Origin of the sequence: Lysinibacillus sp. FSL L8-0312 (genome assembly GCF_038003285.1) — a bacterium.
Lineage (GTDB): Bacteria > Bacillota > Bacilli > Bacillales_A > Planococcaceae > Lysinibacillus > Lysinibacillus fusiformis_D.
Genome location: NZ_JBBOOV010000001.1, coordinates 1,550,262 through 1,567,222 on the forward strand (window position 1 = coordinate 1,550,262; position 16,961 = coordinate 1,567,222).

The window sequence follows — 16,961 nt, forward strand, 5'->3', positions numbered from 1 at the left end:
TTTCTTATTACCTTCGTGTAAATATGCTTCGATCGTAAGCGTCAAATAGCGCCCCTTTAGTAACAGGTGGGCGCTATTTGACGCTTACTTTATATCTGTTATAAAATCCTTATTTTCATCTCGTAATACTTGCATAAAATTTGGATCGCTATAATAACGATAATCTGGATCATAATTAACCCATAGATCATAAATTTTATCCAATAATACCCTGGTAATTTAACTTATAACATTATTTTACTGAAGGAATAGATGATAGACAAAAAATTCACTAAAAAGATTTCAAAATTTAAAAAAGAACCTAGAAAATATTATCTAAGTTCTAAAAAATTCTGATATTCATGTTCTATTAGTAAAGAATTCCCTTGACCATTTAACCAATGTTTGATTTATTAAGTCAATAAATTTTTAATTCTTAGAGTTGCTGTTTTACAATAAAACTCTATTTAAGAAAGGTATATTTAATAGAATTCAGTTTCAATTTACTTTTTCAATAAAAATTTTGGTATTGTAGGTAAAGCACACCACTCAGCAATACTATTATATTTATCAGCTATATCTTGAAGGATTGAGTAGCCATATTTTGTTCCATTAATAGCTTTCCCAGTTGAACTATTTGGATCGCTGAGATCCTCTAAAATCCTTTTTATTTTGGTTAATGCACCAGATTTTTTTATTTCTTCTTTAGTCTCTAAACCCTCTGCACTTTCTATTGCTGCAGCCATCTTTTCAATATCTTCTTTAGCACTGTCTGGTACTTCTGACAACAATTCATTAATATTACCTTGTAATTCATGGAGAGTATTTTTAATTTCTATGGTTATATTATTTTCATTCGTTAAATTATTCTCTGCTCTTACCATAATATGTGGATTGTTATTGATAATAGGTTTAAAGTTAATTTCCACCATTTCATTATTCCTTTCCTTTTTCAACTCAATACCGTCTAATAAAGATAATATATTTACATCTTCAAAAGAATTTTTACATCTTTCCGTATAGAAATGCTTTTCTTCAAGCTTAAGTAAATATTTATAATCATGTAAGTACTCACAACTTGGAGAACAATTACATTGAACATATTCTGTAAATTCAATTTTAGTTATATTTTGATGTATCTCTTCGAAAATTTTCCTCACATTTGTTAATAACTCGCTTTTATTCCTCCTATTGTCTCCTACAACTTTTATATCTATATACCTTTCCGTTATTCCATCCTTTAAAATAGCTATACATATAGCATTTTTATATTTTAAATAAGCACCTTTTCTCCAACAAATTTTTGTACCTTTATCATCTAACAGTAATTTATGAGCCTTAACAATAAATTTCGTCATAATTCCAGCAGGTAAAAAATTATAACTAAACCTAAAGTGTAAACATTCCCTATTAAAATCAATCGGATAAAGTTGCTCTGTATTTCCCAACAATTCAGGGATTAAATATGTGCTATGTGATTCAACAGTAAAGGACAATTGAAAATTCTCCATAAGTTTTAATATATATGGATACATTTCTTGAGGATACTTACTTTTATCTTTCCAAATCTTACAAAGATCATCGTGAAATAATATACCATTTCTATTTTTCAAAACATTTGTTTGGGCATCCAAAATTTTATATACTGCATCCGTCCCCCATTCAGGACTTAAGATAACTATATTCTTTAAAAGTACGTCATTATGGAAATGTAGTACGACTCCTAAATCGTGCAAATATTTAATTAAACTTATTGCTTCATTTTCTTCAATTCCTTTAATTAAACAAATTTTTAAATATTCTTCAAAATTGATTATATTTCTTTCTTCAGATAAGGCTTCTAACTCTTCGCGGATCTCTGCCCATGAAGAAAACCAATCCGTTTCCATTAATGGTAAGTTCTTTGCCTGATGCAAAATTTCTTTTTTCAAAGTATCAATATTAATATCATCTAGACAACTTACCTCGAAAAAGTTTACAATTTGTGGGAAGCGTTTTTTCAAATCATGAACATCAGGAAGCCTGATATTTTTTCTTACTTGATCACATTTATTAATTACTACTATTATCGGACTGTCATCTGAAAAAGATTGGATTGTATTTAACCAATAATCCATTCTTCCATACTCATCTTCTTGCCTTGCATCCCATACAAAAATATATAGAGAACGTTTAGTTAAAAAGAATTGATGGGTCGAATGATATATTTCTTGTCCCCCAAAGTCCCATATATTCAATATATACTCTTCAGCATTTAATTCAAATTTCCATTTCTCAATATCTATACCTTCTGTAGATGGAGACTCTTTATAAATATCATTAACAATTTTATTAAGTAATGTTGTTTTACCCACTCCACCTTGTCCTACTATTATCATTTTCGATTCATTAAGTGTGATTTTATTTTCTTCACGCTGAAATTGAAGTATGTAATTTATAAGTTGAGATGGCGTTTGATTAAAGATTTCAGGAGGAATTTTTTTTGACAAAGGTGTTTCTTCAATTATAATCTCCTTTAAATTTATTAAAGAGGTCATAGACTCGGGTAATGTTTGAATTTTGCTTCTTCCAAGATATATCTTCTCTAAATTAGTAAGTTCTCCTATACTATCAGGTAAAGTATTTATCATTATTTCTGGTAAATATAAATATTTTAAATTTCTTAAAGATGCTATACTATTTGGAATTTCATTGTATATATTATCAATAGCTAGAAATTCCAAACTTTCGATACTAGTTATTTCCTCTGGGAAAGTTTCGAAATTATTTTCATTAAGATTTAAAAACTTTAGACTTTTTAAATTTGATATCTCCTTAGGTAAATTTTTCATATGAACCCCATAAAGACTCAACTCTTTTAAGTTTTTTAAATTCCCAATTTCTTTTGGAAGTGTATATAGTTTATTATATTCTTCTTCATTTTCATTAGTAAAGCTGTCTGTACTAAGCTTTAAGTATTCCAAACATTCTAAACAACCTATCTCAGCAGGTATTTCTTTTAAGCCGCAATTAGATAAATCTAATGCAATCCATTTCTCTTTTTTGGCTGTATTAATTAAGTTAATTAATTCATTTTTAGTCAAAGATTTATAAGTACGTTTATATTCCAATGATTTGTCAAAAGAACCAAAACTACCCAAATAATAACCATGGCTTAAATCATCATAATCATCTTCAAATTCAACTTCAAAATCAAATTTGTCTTCATTCATTAGATCGTTTACTAGCATATAACCCCTCCACAAACCATAATATAACAATTATACAACAATTAAATATAATTATGGCATCAATTAACAAAAAAGCTCAGAGAAAGCCTCCTATTCCTAGGCACTCCAAGCTTTTTCAAATTGCTATTTAATTAATCCTTGACTTTACTTTGTTCCATATAAGAGATTCCTAAAATGACTCTGCTCTTTACCTAAACTATCCCTCTAATTCTTTACTCGAACCTTTTACCACCTTATTCTAATGTTATTGTAATAAATACGGGAGATTGGAATCTCACTCACAATATGTACCATTTGAACTCTAAACTTATTACTTATAGTAATGGTGTCATATAATCAGTTACTATATCTAATTTGGGAAATAAACCATTTTAATACACTAAGTTTTACAGGGCTATTCCTGTTGTTAGAAAACTTAGTGTGCAGTTGAATCTCTGTGTTATCACCCTTATTTTAAGATTGTAACTTAATATAATATCCGAATTGCTTTCATGATCAATCATATAACGAAAGATTGTAAAACTTTTAGGTTGCACTTCTTGTTCGATTTGTTTTCATAAACCTTAAAAGATGATCCATTAAAGATAACATGTTTCTTTAGTTGTAAATTAAAGCATATATAGATATATAAGCCTTACAGCCCTTCTCATCAATGGTAGCAAAATGCTTCGTAACATTTGGAATCGTAATTAAAATAAGGATTGAAATGATTAATAAAACAATTAGCATCTCGATTAAAGTGAACCCTGCTTGTTCGTTGATACGTTTCATCTTTTCCCTCCTAAACTAATTCAATCATGTGATAGATGGGTAATAATAAACTGACATAGGCAGCTACTATACAGACTGCTATGAGGATAAAGAAGGTTGGTTGTACAAATGCTAATACTTTTTGCAGAAGTTGTTCCTGTTTTTCCAGTAATAATTCGCTATACAACACTAATTCTTTTCCTAAATAGCCGCTTTGCTCACCGTGCTCTACAAAAACAGGAAAATCCTTTTGAAAAACAGCTAGTCTCATTACGGCAAGTGTTAGCGACTCTCCAAAAATAACCCTTTCTTTTATGCGCTGCGAAAGAATTTGCAGAAAAGGTTGAAGTTGTTGCTCTTCTAAAAGTTGGAGGCTGGCTTGTAATGAAAATCCACTTTGCAGTAAGCTTCCTAAATAAGCAGCAAACTGTCTTGTTAATATCAGTCGCATATAGCGTTGAATAAAAGGAATCTTGAATAGGATGGTGAGTTGATGTGCAGTAGGCTGTCGATTGAGATAGAGACGAACAATAAATAAACTGCCTGTTGCGATGAAAATGGTGAGGATGACTACATCAGGAACATGTAATAACGTAGTGGACAACGTAATACTTGTTTCTGTTTCTGCGGTTCGGCCGGCTACCAGTCTTTCGATGTTTGGTAAAAAGATGGTACGAAACACCAAAAATAATAACAGCAAAAATACGATCAGCGTGACAGGATAGATCAGCAGCTTTATGAGCTTTTTCTTGGTCATTTCACTTACCTTTATTTGCTTAGCTACACCTTGTAAAGCTTCTATCATATGACCATTATTTTCTGCTACCTTGATGGCCATTAAATAATGCTTGCTCAGCTGTAAAGTTTCAAGTATCCCTGCAACCCCTTCCCCTTGCTTCAGTTTTTCATCAATTTGCTGCTGCATATCTTCATGCGCCTTTATATGATGAGGCAATAGCATTGAAATGGCCTGAGGAAATAAATATCCTTCTTGCATTAACACACATAATCGATTAAAAAATTGTGCCTGCTCCCTTACTCGCCATTTTGTCGCCCTACTATAATAAAGCAAAACATTATGGATATATGTTTGTAGGTGCATAAAAGCTCTCCACTAATTCTTTTTGTCCCATTAATGTTAATTCATAAGGGAGTTCATAGTTGACCTTTTCTTTAATCGCAGAAATGGCTCTTGTTAAATGAACATCCTGTAAAATTTCATATACCGCACGGCGCTCATCTTGTACTGCTGAAGTCTGAACAAGTATTTGTGCCACAATACCGATAATCGTTTGATGAAGCTCCTCTATCGACACATCTAAGTCCATTAAACGATACAGGCAACGAATGGTATCTTTTGCATGAATGGTTGAGACAACTAAGTGTCCTGTTAAGGCAGCTTGGATAGCAATTTTTGCTGTCTCTTTATCTCGAATTTCACCAATCATGATAACATCAGGAGAGTGACGTAAAATGGCTTTTAGTCCCATAGCATATGTAACGCCCGCTCGCTCGTTCACTTGAATTTGAAGTAAATTTGCTTGGCTATTTTCTACAGGATCTTCTAAAGAAATCACATGCCGATTTAATTCTGTGGAACAATAGTGGATTAAGGAATAGAGTGATGTAGATTTGCCAGAGCCTGTTGCGCCTGTAAAAAACAGAAGACCTTGACGATGTTGCACAAGCTCCATTAAATTGTGTGCTGCACTTTTGGAATAGCTTAATGACGTTAGTGGGAATGTATGATTTTGGAGAAGTAAACGGATAATCAGGCTTTCTTTTAAAAAGACGGAAGGCAGTGTGGATACTCGAAAGGCGTATGGATTGTGTTCCATTGCTTTTTGAAAGGAGCCGCTTTGAGGTTTTCGTCGTTCACTGATATCTAATGCCGCAAGAAATTTATAGTAGGAAATCATTCTTTCTGCAAGTTCATTTGGGAGCTCACCAGCTTGGAGTAGCTTATCATATTTTCGAAAATAAACCTGATATCTTTTATTACCTGGAACCAGTAATAAATCGGATGCACCAAAATGATAGGCCTTTAGTAAAAGTTGCTCACATTTTTGTTCGACAACTGTTTCAAAATTCTGCATATATGCACCTCACTTCTAGTTCATTCGAATATGACCGCTCTATTCGTTATTTCCTAGTATAAAGAGGAAAATGCCACGAGAAAAGCCCTTTTCTGAAAATAAAAATTTGTTGTACATTTTCCTGTCAATCATGTTTTTTGCTATAAAAATGTGGATAAAGTGCAGTTTCCCACTAAAAAAGAAGATAAATGCATGAAAAAATTAATATTTATGCCGAAATGAACTGTACCTTTTTCAATAATACAATATAATAGAATGAACATGATTATTTTCCTAACACTTGGTAGGCGAACATAATTTTTTAAAAAAATTTAAAGAGGTGAAGCGCATGATCCATCCATTGAAAATTACTAGTACATTAGCCGATGAAACAAGGTACTCTATTTATGAGTACATATTGCAAGAGAAAAAAACAGTCACAGTACAACATATTGCTGATCAATTCGGCATCCATCCAAACGTTGCTCGGCTTCATTTAACAAAGCTTTCAGAAATCAATATTATTTCTGCGGACTATGTCAAAACAGGCAAAGGTGGTAGACCTGGACGTGTTTATAAAGCTTCAGAGAAAGGCGTATCTCTAACATTTCCAAGACGCGATGAAGATCGTTTATTAAAATGGACGATCCAATTAATTGAAGACATTGGACCATCTGCCTTAACGAAGTGCCAAGAAATTAGCTACCAAGACGGATACCAGCAAATGAAAAATTATATCAGCGCTGAATTAACATTAAATAATTCTCTATCCTTCGATGAAAAGCTTCAGCTGTTAACGGACAATGCCGCTTTAATTGGCTATATTCCACAAATTCAACAAACCGAACATGGCAAAAAAGTGACCTTCTCCATCTTCAATTGTCCTTTCCAGGAGCAACTTACTTCGCATTCTGATATTGTTTGTTCATTACATGAATCCTATTTAAAAGGTCAATTAGATGCATTGTTTACGAACAATGAATTTGTGCAAATTGAAAGTATGATACATAATTGCGATTTATGTAAATATGAAATAAACGTGACAGAAATCGAAAGCTAGATTAAAAATCCATTTGTTTGTCACAAAGACGGAGAAGTTCCAGTTTACAGACACCTTTCATATCATTTATAATGAGTAAGAGATTATTGTGTCGTGGGCAAAAGGAGGGGAAATCTTCATGGATAATATGTATAAAGTTATGGCATTCTGGACAGGTATTTTTGCCGTTATGTTCTACCTTGGTGGTATGAACGAGGTATCGCTATTATTCTTAGGTAATACAGGTTTATTCTTATTATTAGGCTTCTTAAACCTTTCAGAACGTATGTACATGTACATTTTCGGAGCATATTTAACTGTATTCTTCGCTGGCTTCACGTACTATACAACATTCATTCACGTACCTGGTGGCGGTCATTAATACAAAAAAAATCGCGTATCTCACAATGCTGAGATACGCTTTTTTATGCGCTTTGGTTATTCCTTTTTAAAATCCATTTAAGAAAGGATTTGTCTCCATTTCTGCGCCTACTGTTGTATAATTTCCGTGTCCAGGATAAATAATAGTATCCTCGGGTAATGTCAACAATTTGTGATGAATGGATGCTAATAATACTTTTGTTGAGCCACCTACTAAATCTGTACGTCCCACACCTTGTTCAAATAACGTATCTCCAACAATGGCAAAACCGTCATTATCAAAAACATAAGAAATACTACCAGGTGAGTGTCCTGGGGTAAAAACAGCTTGGAAAGCAAAATTACTGATCTCAAATAGCTGTTCTTCTTTAATAATTGTGTCTTGCGCTGGTGCTGCTACCCTATAATCTGGTAATGCAGCATATTTACTAGAGCCATTCTTCGTTGGATCTCCTAGCCAGCTAACTTCCTTTTCATGAATCCATACAGGAATATCAAACACTTCGCGTACAGCATCTACAGCCCCTATATGATCAAAATGGGCATGTGTTAAAAAGATAGCAAGTGGTTTTAAGCCATTGCTACGAATTGTTTTAATAAGACGCTCTGCTTCCTCACCTGGATCAAATATAATACATTCCTTTTCTTTATTCGATACGATATAGCAATTCGTTTGAACAGGTCCAAGAGAATAACTTCGTACGTTCATCATAGTGATCACCTCAACTTTCTATTATACAGGCTTTGCCACAATTTGACGATAAATGTTCATAGTTTACGCTATTTTAGTTCTCGACAAAAACAAACAGAACGTTTACAATTAAGGAGGAATATTGTTTGCGACATTCATTTTCTGATGTCGAAAGGAGTGTCTATTTTTAATGAACTTATTAATGGTTATTTTTGGTCTAGTAGCGATTTTAGCTGTAGTTGGTACATTCCAAGCAATAAAAGAAAAGAACCTATTAAGCGTTGTTTTCAACTTATTAAGTGCCGCTGTATTCGGATGGTTCGTCATCATGACGATTGTTCACAGTGGGTATCCACCACAATTACACTAAAATTCAGACAAAAAGGAGCAGTCTCCCTGGAGATTGCTCTTTTTTTGTATTTATTATTTATTTAATTTAAGAAATCGTTTCTTACCAATTTGAATGACATCATCATTCATTAGTACAAGTGATAAATCATCCATCACTATTTTTTCTCCATTCAAGGATACTCCATTTTGCTTGATTAACCGCAGAAATTCACTCTTACTATGAATATAATCCATTGCCACTAGTTGTGGGATAATATCCACTATTCTTTCCTTATCAATTTCTAGGAGCAGTATAGGAATATTTTTTGGTATTTCCTTTCTTTGAAATGCAGCTTGGAAATAGGATTTAGCTTCCTCCATTGCTGTAGTCCCATGGTATAAGGCCGTTATAATTTCTGCTAACTGTAATTTTACATCACGGGGATTCTCTCCCATTTGCAGTCTATCTTGAATGGTTTGCACTTGTAGTGGATGCTCATCTGTTGCTAGTTCAAAATATTTGATGAGTAAGGCATCTGGTACTTCCATTACCTTTTTAAACATGACCTCTGGCGCTTCACTGACACCAATATAATTGTCAAGGCTCTTACTCATTTTTTCAATGCCATCTAAACCTTCGAGTAATGGCATAAAAATGGCAATTTGTTTTTCTAACCGCCGTTGCTTTTGTAAGGTGCGGCCCATTAAAATATTGAATGTTTGATCTGTTCCCCCTAATTCAATATCGGCCTGTAGCTCTACCGAATCATATGCTTGCATAAGCGGGTAGAAAAATTCGTGCATGCCAATTGGTATTTGCTGACGGTACCGTTTTTGAAAGTCCTCACGTTCTAACAGTCGAGCAACGGATGTCGTGGCTGCCAGCTGAATGACTTCTTCAAATGACAGCTTTGCTAACCATTCACTATTGAAACGAATAGTTGTCTTGTTCATATCTATCACTTTAAAAATTTGCTCACAGTATGTTTTAGCGTTTTGCTTGACCATGTCATCACTTAACGCGACACGGCCTTTTGCTTTACCCGTTGGATCACCAATACGCCCTGTAAAATCACCGATAACAATGACCGCCTGATGCCCTAAATCCTGCATTTGCTTTATTTTCCGTAGAACGACTGCATGCCCTAAATGAATATCCGGCGCGGACGGATCAAGCCCTAACTTAATGATTAAAGGCTTCTGCTCCTTATAGGATCGCTCTAATTTTTCGAGTAATTCCTGCTCATCAACGATTTGATGAGCCCCCTTCTTAATTATCGCTAATTGCTCTTTTGGTGTTAAAAACATATGAAACATCTCCTTGTAATATTAAATATTAATATTGCAAGCTCTATAAGAGTTCACTAATCAACTACGCCTCAGCGTAAGAGGACGGCCAAATCAAGATAAACACTTGGGCTGTAAAGGCATAAAAAAAGCCCTTAGGACTAATCCTAAGGACGTTCATGAACGTGTTACCACCTTTTTTCGAGAGCTATTCACACAGCCCTCCTCAATAAGTACAGCCATAGCGATACTTTTGCAATGATTACGGATGCAACCCCGTCGTAGCCTACTAAAATTTCGGTACGCAGCTCCAAGATGTATTCACTTTAATATCCCTTGCGCCTCTCAGCAACCGGCTACTCTCTGTCAGTTCGATTAAAGCTACTCGTTCTTTTCCATGCCTTTCACTCTTATACTCCGAAATGCAAAAACAAATCTTCGTTATGCAGATATTTAAATTTATTATAATTGCTTATAGTAATTTGTCAATCAAAAAAGAAAAGAGAGACCTCAACTTGAGATCTCTCTTTTGTTATTTGACGGAATCCTGTTTTAAATTACCTGTCTTTTCATCATAGAAACGTAGCAGGTCTCCATTTATGATAGCATCGGAATTTTCCAGCTCCATTGTCGCACGATCAGCATATGACTGGCATGGCTCACCATCTATTTCTTCACCAGTTGCTTTGTCATAGCAAGCTTCTCCAGCATAAACATATTTATCTGTTATAAAGCGTCCATCACGGAAGACAACAAAATCCTCATGCTCTGGAGAGAATAAATCTGCACCCATTTGCATGTCTTTTGACGTTTCAACGCCAAGAAGATGTAAGATTGTTGGACGTAAATCCATTTGTCCTGAAATCTCTGTCATTTCTTTACCATCGTCAGATCCTGGGATATGGATGAATAAAGGCACTTCTTGAAGCAATGCATTGTCCATTGGTGTAATTTGTTCTTTTCCTAAATATTGTGCCATCGCTTTATTATGGTTTTCAGAAATACCATAATGGTCTCCATACATTACGATAATAGAGTTATCATAAACACCTTGATCTTTTAACTCTTGGAAGAAGTCTTTTAAAGCTTCATCCATATAACGTACTGTCTGGAAGTAACGATTTAATGTACCTGAATTTGAATCATATTCAGGAATCATAATATCTTCAGGATCCAAAGTGAATGGATAGTGGTTCGTTAACGTAATTAATCTTGAATAGAATGGCTGTGGCATGTCTTTCATTAAAGCAGCAGATTGCTCTAAGAATGGTGTATCTTTCATACCCCAGTTGACAGCTTGCCCTTCTTCAACCGTATATGAATCTATATCGTAGAATTTATTAATTTTTAACGATTGATACATGATATCACGGTTCCAGAATGATTTATTATTCGGGTGCATGACATTTGTAAAGTAGCCATTTTCTCCAAGGCGTTCAGCCATTGAATTATACGTATTTCCACCATGCGTGAAGAATACAGCACCACGACCTAATCCAAACAATGAGTTTTCAACAATAAACTCTGAGTCAGATGTTTTTCCTAAGCCTGTTTGGTGATAGAAGTTACTGAAATAATACGTATCTTTATCTTTTGTTAAAGAGTTTAAGAATGGCGTAATTTCATGACCATTCATATCATTATTGATGACAAAGTTTTGTAAAGACTCCATCGACACAACAATTAAGTTGCGACCTTTATATTTCCCAAACATCTCTGGGTTAACGGCAGCCTGATTAGAACGCACATAGTTGTTTACTTCAACTAATTCACTGCCATCCGCTAATGCACGCTGAGCAGATGATTTAGTTTGAATATAAATATCATACAAATGGTAATTGTACGTACCAATATTTTTTACTAATAATTCGCGGTCAAAACTACGTGTTAATAATTGTGGACGCTCTGTTTCAGCTAATCCTAAGTTTAAAAATGAAATTGCGACTGCTAATACAAAAAATGCACGTCGGAATTCAATATTCACTTTAAATGCTTCTTTCATTTTCGGTAAAAATTTATTCGCTAAGATTAAAATAACGACATCAACGAAATATAATACATCCCATGGCTCAACAATGGCTGCTACTGATGTTCCTAAGTCACTGAAATTACTTGTTTGGAATAATACTGGTAGCGTAATAAAGTCATTGTAGAATCGATAGAACGCTACATTTCCGTATAAAACAATGGATAAAATAACGCTGACCGTAATCAGATAACGATTTCTAGCTTTTGCTGATTTAAAGAATAGTGATAAACCATACGTAAATAGCAAGAAGCTTAATGGATTAATAAACAAAATAAATTGTTGCATTGCATTTTCAATTTTCATCTCAAAGCTTGTGTGGTAAACAATGACCGTTTTGATCCATGTTGCTATAATTGCTAGTATCATAAATGAATGTTTAGGCCACTTTATTGATTTCATTCCTAACATCCTCCCTACTTCCTTACAAAAAAATAATAATTTTTTACATTTTGTTACGGAAACAAAATATATCTTAATCCTTTTTTAACAGATAATCAACACATATCTTTTGGAAATTTTTTTCTCCGCGCTCTTTTTATGCACCAGACATCTATATATACGTTTTGGAATGTAAAAAGTTTCTTAAAAACATAAAAACAGCGGAAATCCACTGTTTTTAAGAATATTACATACTTGTTACATTATTTTCACAATACTCCATTACATTATATTTTAAACATTACTTTTTATTTTCTTCCATACGAAGTTTTGTTGTTTCTTGTCGAATGAGTAACAATGCCATTTGATAGTCTTTTATGTCTAGTACATTTGCTTTATAGAGCTCACGTATTTCATCCTCCATTAACATCAAATCGCCAATGGGATCACGTGTATAAATAAAAGTACCATATGTTTTCAAAAGTTCATAAATATCTAACATTTTATCCATTTTCGCTCGCTCCTCGTTGTGCTAGACAATCAATACGTTCTGTCGGTGTCATAATGATGTCTACTGGGCAATCATGCTCCTCGGCTGGGACACAATCAATGATTTGCTCATCAAAGAGCAGCGACATCAGCTTCCCTTTTTTATAGTTTAATACATAGCGGTCATAATAACCACCGCCATAGCCGATTCGATAGCCATTACGGTCAAAAACAACGCCAGGCACAAGGATGACATCCATGTCATTTGCGTCAACTAACTCACATCTTGCTGGAATAGGCTCACGCAAATGCATATATACAGTTTCAAGCTGGGCAAATGAATCAATAATGTAAAATGACATTTCTCTTGTTTTTGGATGACATTTCGGAACAGCGACCTTTTTACCAAGTCGCCATAATTCTTCAATTAAAAGAATGGTGTCGACTTCTGGCTTATTTGAAATGGTCATGCCAATTATATTTGCTTCTATTATATATGATTCCTGTAGCACCTTTTTTACGATAGCTAATGATTGATATTGATAAGCTTCATCAGTCATTGTCGCAAGAGCTTGTCGCATCTTATTTCGTAATGTTGTTTTATCCATCCAGGCTACCTCCTATATCATCATACTTCGTATCCTTATACCCGAAATGATTTCATAAAATGTAGAAAGCCAAAACCACTTGTGGTTTTGGCTTAATGAGCGATTACTTAGTTTCACGGTGAAGAGTGTATTTCTTCTCGCGAGAGCAATATTTTTTAAGTTCAAGACGCTCTGGATTGTTACGCTTGTTCTTTTTAGAAATGTAGTTACGTTCGCCGCAATCTGTGCAAGCTAAAGTAATGTTTACGCGCATCATTAACCCTCCCACTCTATATCAAGAATTAAAATTTGAGCATGATTTATACGACTAACCTATTATAACATAAACTGAAAAAAAATCTACCTTCATTTCATATTAAGTTTGCATATGGTAAAATATCTTATAATTACATACTACATTGAGGTGAAACTATTGGATTTATCCATCTTACTAATGAGTATCGGCATAATTTTAATCATCCTATCGTTCTTTTTCAAAAATAGCTCGAAAAAAATCGAAAAAGATGTCGAAGAATTATCCATCTCGATCTTCCAAGAAACAAATAATTTAAAGCGTCGCCTAAAAATTGTCGAGGAAGAACTTTTATTAGAGCCTGAATTCCAAGTGAAATCAACATCAGCTCCGAGTCAAAAAGGACAAAACCCTAAAGTTCAACAAGTCATGCAAGCTGTTCAACAGGCTGCACAAGCGTCAAAAATTGCACAAACGACAACCCAAGTCAAACCGATTCATCAAATTATTGTTAGTCAGGTGCTCGAATTAAATAAACAAGGTCTTTCTGTAGCTGATATCAGTATTCGTTCTAATTTAACAGAAGAGCAAGTTCGTCAAGTCATTGCAAATGGAGGTCGATAAGTGATGAACAAGTCCGCCATCCGCGCATTTGGCATTGCCATTTTTCTTGTCGGAGCTTTGCTAGCACTCTCCAGTCGCTTTGATGTAAATATTGGTCTCCCTACTAAAGAAGCTGGCAATCTGCAACAGGTAGAACAACTGCAAGATAAGCTAAACAAGGCCAACCAAGAAATTGCCTCGTTAAAGGGACAATTAAAGCCAGTACATACAACAGAAGAAACGTCTACGACAGATTCTGATGAACAAGCCGTTGAAGAAACAAACGGTGATGTGACAAAGATGACATTGCAATTATACAGTGGAATCACACCCTATATTGTGGCACAAAAGCTTGAAGACGGCGGCATTATTACCAATAGTGTTGAAATGGAGTTACTACTCGCTAACGCAAAATATGCCCGCAGCTTACAAATCGGCTCCTATGAAGTCAATTCTTCCATGTCTTTAGAAGAAATTGCTAAGTTAATTACAGGCAAAAAGCAGTAACCTAAAAAGCTGTCGTCACATTAGACGACAGCTTTTTTGCGGCCATTACGCTATACTATCGAGGAAGGCTTGCATCATGATATTGCCTTCTTTTGTGCCGATTGATTCTGGATGAAACTGCAGACCATAAAGAGGATAATTCTTATGTTGAATGGCCATAATCTCCCCATCATCACCGGCTGTTGCAATTATGTTAAAATCCTTATGCAATGTCCTTGCTTCAATAATTAAAGAATGATAACGCATTACTTCAATATCACCCTTTATTCGCTTAAATAAACCTGTTTGCTCGTATTGTAATGGTGACAGCTTTCCATGCATAATATTTTGGGCCTGCACAATATTGGAGCCAAAAGCCTGCCCAATCGATTGATGGCCAAGGCATATACCTAAAATGGGGAAATTTTGATACAGTTCCTTGATGACAGCTACCGTGATACCTGCTTCAGCAGGTGTTCCTGGTCCAGGAGATAAAATGATGGCTTCAGGCGACATTTCTTGAATTTCTTCTATTGTAATAGCATCATTTCGCACGACTTTAACGTTTTTTCCCAGCACGCTGATTTGTTGAAATAGGTTATAAGTAAAGGAATCATAATTATCGATTAATAAAATCATTTTTTGACCTCCAATAGCGCACGGGCTTTATTGAGCGTTTCCTCGTATTCCGACAATGGGATGGAGTCATAAACAATTCCCGCCCCTGCCTGTACATGGGCTTTTTGATCCTTAATGAGCATTGTCCGAATAGCGAGTGCTAAGTCCATATCACCTGTTGTTGAAATATAGCCCACCGCTCCCGCGTACACGCCCCGCTTCACTGGTTCCAATTCATTAATCAGTTGCATGGCTCGAATTTTAGGTGCTCCTGACACAGTCCCAGCTGGTAGACAAGCACGCAGTACATCCAGAACATGGAGGTCGTCTCGTAATTCTGCCATTACCTCTGACACCATATGCATCACATATTTATACCGTTCAATATTCATGTATTTCATTAGCTTTACAGAACCGACTTTGGCAATGCATCCAAGATCATTGCGACCTAAATCTACTAACATACGATGCTCCGCTATTTCCTTTTCATCTGCTAATAGAGCATTTGCAATTGCTTCATCCTGTTCTGTTGTCGCGCCACGCGGCTTTGTACCAGCTATTGGATTGGTTGTCACCTGACGATTTTTTACCTTTACCAGACTTTCCGGAGATGTTCCTAAAATAACATAGGATCCAAAATCCATATAGAACATATAGGGTGACGGATTCGATGTGCGTAATTGACGATAAAGTGAGAATGGTGAACCTGTGAACGGTGCTGAAAAGCGTTGTGATAATACGATTTGAAAAATATCTCCTCTTAAAATATGCTGCTTAGCACGTTCCACCAAAGAAACAAATCGCTCCTTTGTCATCATTGGTGTAAAATGTAGTTCATCTACCTTCAATGCCTCAAAGGTCGTACCTGCACAAAGCTGTTGCTCTATTGTCGCAATAGCAGCCTCCATCTCCTCTATTGAACGCCCCTCCTGAAATAGATCAATCGAGGCTAGTGTGATTTCCTGTGTTACATGATCAAAAACAATAAAGGTATCATAGAAAAAAACATGCACATCAGGCATGGCTAAATCATCCTGTAAATAGTTTCCGATTTTTTCTGTATAAAAAGCTGTTTCATAGCCAAAGAAACCTATGATCCCACCAAAAAAGGCGAATGGATAGTGCTCCTCATGAAATGGCATAACTTGCTTTAATTGATCGAGCACATTCCCACTAATTGTGTCCTTTTCCATTCCTCTTGAAAAGATGAATTCTTCCTTGTTCCCTTTCAATTCAGCCACTGGATTGATGGCGATAAAGGAATATCGCCCACTTTCCTCATGCTTGGCTGATGATTCGAACAACATTTTATGCTGCCCGCTCAGTGATTGATACACAGAGATAGGGGTCATCATATCCCCCTGTAATACTTTCATGGCATACTTTCTAAGCTCAACTGTCATACTCTTCTCTCCTTCTCTAAGCTCTTCTCTGCTCTTCTACACCTATCTATCGCCTCCTCCTCAGCGTATGTGTGTTCAGATTTTTTCAAGTTACTAACATAGCAGCTCTTCAAAATCTGTGACATCCGATGGAGGGGCTTTCTCTTGCTTCAGCGGGTGTTTGAATCTGCTAAAAAAGTAAAACAAGCATCTATCTCCCCTACACAAGAGGAAAATTTCTGCACCTCACGCTTCACTTTCAGACAAAAACATGACTGAATCAAGATAAAAAAAGGCCTTTCCATCACAAAAGGACGGAAAAGCCGTGGTGCCACCTTCATTGGTCTCCAATCTAGAAGACCCTCTTGAAGCCT

Annotated in this window: 16 protein-coding genes, 1 pseudogene and 2 other annotated features (1 of these 19 only partly in view); of the genes and pseudogenes, 5 read left to right on the forward strand and 12 right to left on the reverse strand. The window is 35.2% G+C overall.

All coding sequences use genetic code 11. The annotated features are described in order from the left end of the window. Positions 1-482 precede the first annotated feature (482 nt). From MHI22_RS07920 to comGA, 4 genes and pseudogenes are all read right to left on the reverse strand, one after another. The gene (locus MHI22_RS07920; protein WP_340811670.1) at positions 483-3,191 is read right to left on the reverse strand and encodes a COR domain-containing protein; all 2,709 of its coding nucleotides are present in this window, start codon (positions 3,189-3,191) and stop codon (positions 483-485) included. Positions 3,192-3,827: 636 nt separating this feature from the next. Continuing rightward, positions 3,828-3,980: pseudogene (locus MHI22_RS07925) on the reverse strand (prepilin-type N-terminal cleavage/methylation domain-containing protein); the annotation flags it as partial. 10 nt (positions 3,981-3,990) lie between these two features. Beyond that, entirely contained in the window at positions 3,991-5,061 is a 1,071-nt protein-coding gene (comGB, locus tag MHI22_RS07930) for a competence type IV pilus assembly protein ComGB (protein ID WP_036120223.1), read from the reverse strand. Further along, the gene (gene comGA, locus MHI22_RS07935) at positions 5,036-6,055 is read right to left on the reverse strand and encodes a competence type IV pilus ATPase ComGA (RefSeq protein ID WP_036120226.1); all 1,020 of its coding nucleotides are present in this window, start codon (positions 6,053-6,055) and stop codon (positions 5,036-5,038) included. The genes comGB and comGA overlap by 26 nt, the downstream gene beginning before the upstream one ends. A gap of 328 nt (positions 6,056-6,383) precedes the next feature. On the opposite strand from comGA, the gene MHI22_RS07940 reads away from it, so the two are divergent. Both MHI22_RS07940 and MHI22_RS07945 read left to right on the forward strand, forming a co-directional pair. After that, positions 6,384-7,094, forward strand: coding sequence for a helix-turn-helix transcriptional regulator (locus MHI22_RS07940; protein WP_036120229.1), 711 nt, complete (start codon positions 6,384-6,386; stop codon positions 7,092-7,094). Between the two features lie 118 nt (positions 7,095-7,212). Then, positions 7,213-7,455 (forward strand): DUF2626 family protein, encoded by a 243-nt coding sequence (locus MHI22_RS07945; protein ID WP_004231035.1) that lies wholly within the window; start codon positions 7,213-7,215, stop codon positions 7,453-7,455. 66 nt (positions 7,456-7,521) lie between these two features. On the opposite strand, the gene MHI22_RS07950 is transcribed toward MHI22_RS07945, so the two are convergent. Further along, a complete protein-coding gene (locus MHI22_RS07950) occupies positions 7,522-8,166 on the reverse strand; it encodes an MBL fold metallo-hydrolase (protein WP_058844132.1) in 645 nt (214 codons plus the stop codon). Between the two features lie 169 nt (positions 8,167-8,335). Here MHI22_RS07950 and MHI22_RS07955 point away from each other — a divergent pair, with 169 nt between their 5' ends. Further along, positions 8,336-8,515 (forward strand): DUF2759 domain-containing protein, encoded by a 180-nt coding sequence (locus tag MHI22_RS07955; protein ID WP_036120238.1) that lies wholly within the window; start codon positions 8,336-8,338, stop codon positions 8,513-8,515. A gap of 53 nt (positions 8,516-8,568) precedes the next feature. Here the strand turns inward: MHI22_RS07955 and tyrS are convergent, their stop codons facing one another. From tyrS to rpmG, 5 genes are all read right to left on the reverse strand, one after another. Beyond that, a complete protein-coding gene (gene tyrS / locus MHI22_RS07960; protein ID WP_340811672.1) occupies positions 8,569-9,783 on the reverse strand; it encodes a tyrosine--tRNA ligase in 1,215 nt (404 codons plus the stop codon). A gap of 145 nt (positions 9,784-9,928) precedes the next feature. Further along, positions 9,929-10,169 (reverse strand) — a binding site (T-box leader). A 125-nt stretch (positions 10,170-10,294) separates the two neighbouring features. Next, entirely contained in the window at positions 10,295-12,190 is a 1,896-nt protein-coding gene (locus MHI22_RS07965; RefSeq protein ID WP_271910317.1) for an LTA synthase family protein, read from the reverse strand. 280 nt (positions 12,191-12,470) lie between these two features. Then, positions 12,471-12,680 carry a YqgQ family protein gene (locus tag MHI22_RS07970; RefSeq protein WP_036120247.1) on the reverse strand — a complete coding sequence of 70 codons (210 nt, stop codon included), beginning with the start codon at positions 12,678-12,680 and terminating at the stop codon, positions 12,471-12,473. Further along, on the reverse strand, positions 12,673-13,266 hold the full coding sequence (locus MHI22_RS07975; protein WP_340809229.1) for a 5-formyltetrahydrofolate cyclo-ligase: 594 nt from the start codon (positions 13,264-13,266) through the stop codon (positions 12,673-12,675). Before MHI22_RS07975 ends, MHI22_RS07970 begins: the two co-directional genes overlap by 8 nt. A 103-nt stretch (positions 13,267-13,369) precedes the next feature. Beyond that, positions 13,370-13,519 carry a 50S ribosomal protein L33 gene (rpmG, locus tag MHI22_RS07980; protein WP_008408521.1) on the reverse strand — a complete coding sequence of 50 codons (150 nt, stop codon included), beginning with the start codon at positions 13,517-13,519 and terminating at the stop codon, positions 13,370-13,372. A gap of 180 nt (positions 13,520-13,699) precedes the next feature. On the opposite strand from rpmG, the gene MHI22_RS07985 reads away from it, so the two are divergent. Both MHI22_RS07985 and MHI22_RS07990 read left to right on the forward strand, forming a co-directional pair. Further along, complete coding sequence (locus MHI22_RS07985) at positions 13,700-14,122, forward strand: hypothetical protein (protein ID WP_308302774.1); 423 nt, start codon at positions 13,700-13,702, stop codon at positions 14,120-14,122. Between the two features lie 3 nt (positions 14,123-14,125). Continuing rightward, positions 14,126-14,608, forward strand: a complete 483-nt coding sequence (locus MHI22_RS07990; protein ID WP_036120279.1) for a hypothetical protein — start codon at positions 14,126-14,128, stop codon at positions 14,606-14,608. A 45-nt stretch (positions 14,609-14,653) separates the two neighbouring features. On the opposite strand, the gene MHI22_RS07995 is transcribed toward MHI22_RS07990, so the two are convergent. Next, a complete protein-coding gene (locus tag MHI22_RS07995; RefSeq protein ID WP_036120254.1) occupies positions 14,654-15,226 on the reverse strand; it encodes an anthranilate synthase component II in 573 nt (190 codons plus the stop codon). Beyond that, positions 15,223-16,608 (reverse strand): anthranilate synthase component I, encoded by a 1,386-nt coding sequence (gene trpE, locus MHI22_RS08000; protein WP_340811674.1) that lies wholly within the window; start codon positions 16,606-16,608, stop codon positions 15,223-15,225. The genes MHI22_RS07995 and trpE overlap by 4 nt, the downstream gene beginning before the upstream one ends. A gap of 286 nt (positions 16,609-16,894) precedes the next feature. Further along, positions 16,895-16,961, reverse strand: a binding site (T-box leader) (it continues 145 nt past the right edge of the window).

Excerpts from the sequence above, each read along its gene's own strand:
- MHI22_RS07920 (WP_340811670.1), bottom strand. The coding sequence starts at position 3,191 with ATGAATGAAGACAAATTTGATTTTGAAGTTGAATTTGAAGATGATTAT.
- comGB (WP_036120223.1), bottom strand. The coding sequence starts at position 5,061 with ATGCACCTACAAACATATATCCATAATGTTTTGCTTTATTATAGTAGG.
- comGA (WP_036120226.1), bottom strand. The coding sequence starts at position 6,055 with ATGCAGAATTTTGAAACAGTTGTCGAACAAAAATGTGAGCAACTTTTA.
- MHI22_RS07940 (WP_036120229.1), top strand. The coding sequence starts at position 6,384 with ATGATCCATCCATTGAAAATTACTAGTACATTAGCCGATGAAACAAGG.
- MHI22_RS07945 (WP_004231035.1), top strand. The coding sequence starts at position 7,213 with ATGGATAATATGTATAAAGTTATGGCATTCTGGACAGGTATTTTTGCC.
- MHI22_RS07950 (WP_058844132.1), bottom strand. The coding sequence starts at position 8,166 with ATGATGAACGTACGAAGTTATTCTCTTGGACCTGTTCAAACGAATTGC.
- MHI22_RS07955 (WP_036120238.1), top strand. The coding sequence starts at position 8,336 with ATGAACTTATTAATGGTTATTTTTGGTCTAGTAGCGATTTTAGCTGTA.
- tyrS (WP_340811672.1), bottom strand. The coding sequence starts at position 9,783 with ATGTTTTTAACACCAAAAGAGCAATTAGCGATAATTAAGAAGGGGGCT.
- MHI22_RS07965 (WP_271910317.1), bottom strand. The coding sequence starts at position 12,190 with ATGAAATCAATAAAGTGGCCTAAACATTCATTTATGATACTAGCAATT.
- MHI22_RS07970 (WP_036120247.1), bottom strand. The coding sequence starts at position 12,680 with ATGGATAAAATGTTAGATATTTATGAACTTTTGAAAACATATGGTACT.
- MHI22_RS07975 (WP_340809229.1), bottom strand. The coding sequence starts at position 13,266 with ATGGATAAAACAACATTACGAAATAAGATGCGACAAGCTCTTGCGACA.
- rpmG (WP_008408521.1), bottom strand. The coding sequence starts at position 13,519 with ATGCGCGTAAACATTACTTTAGCTTGCACAGATTGCGGCGAACGTAAC.
- MHI22_RS07985 (WP_308302774.1), top strand. The coding sequence starts at position 13,700 with ATGAGTATCGGCATAATTTTAATCATCCTATCGTTCTTTTTCAAAAAT.
- MHI22_RS07990 (WP_036120279.1), top strand. The coding sequence starts at position 14,126 with ATGAACAAGTCCGCCATCCGCGCATTTGGCATTGCCATTTTTCTTGTC.
- MHI22_RS07995 (WP_036120254.1), bottom strand. The coding sequence starts at position 15,226 with ATGATTTTATTAATCGATAATTATGATTCCTTTACTTATAACCTATTT.
- trpE (WP_340811674.1), bottom strand. The coding sequence starts at position 16,608 with ATGACAGTTGAGCTTAGAAAGTATGCCATGAAAGTATTACAGGGGGAT.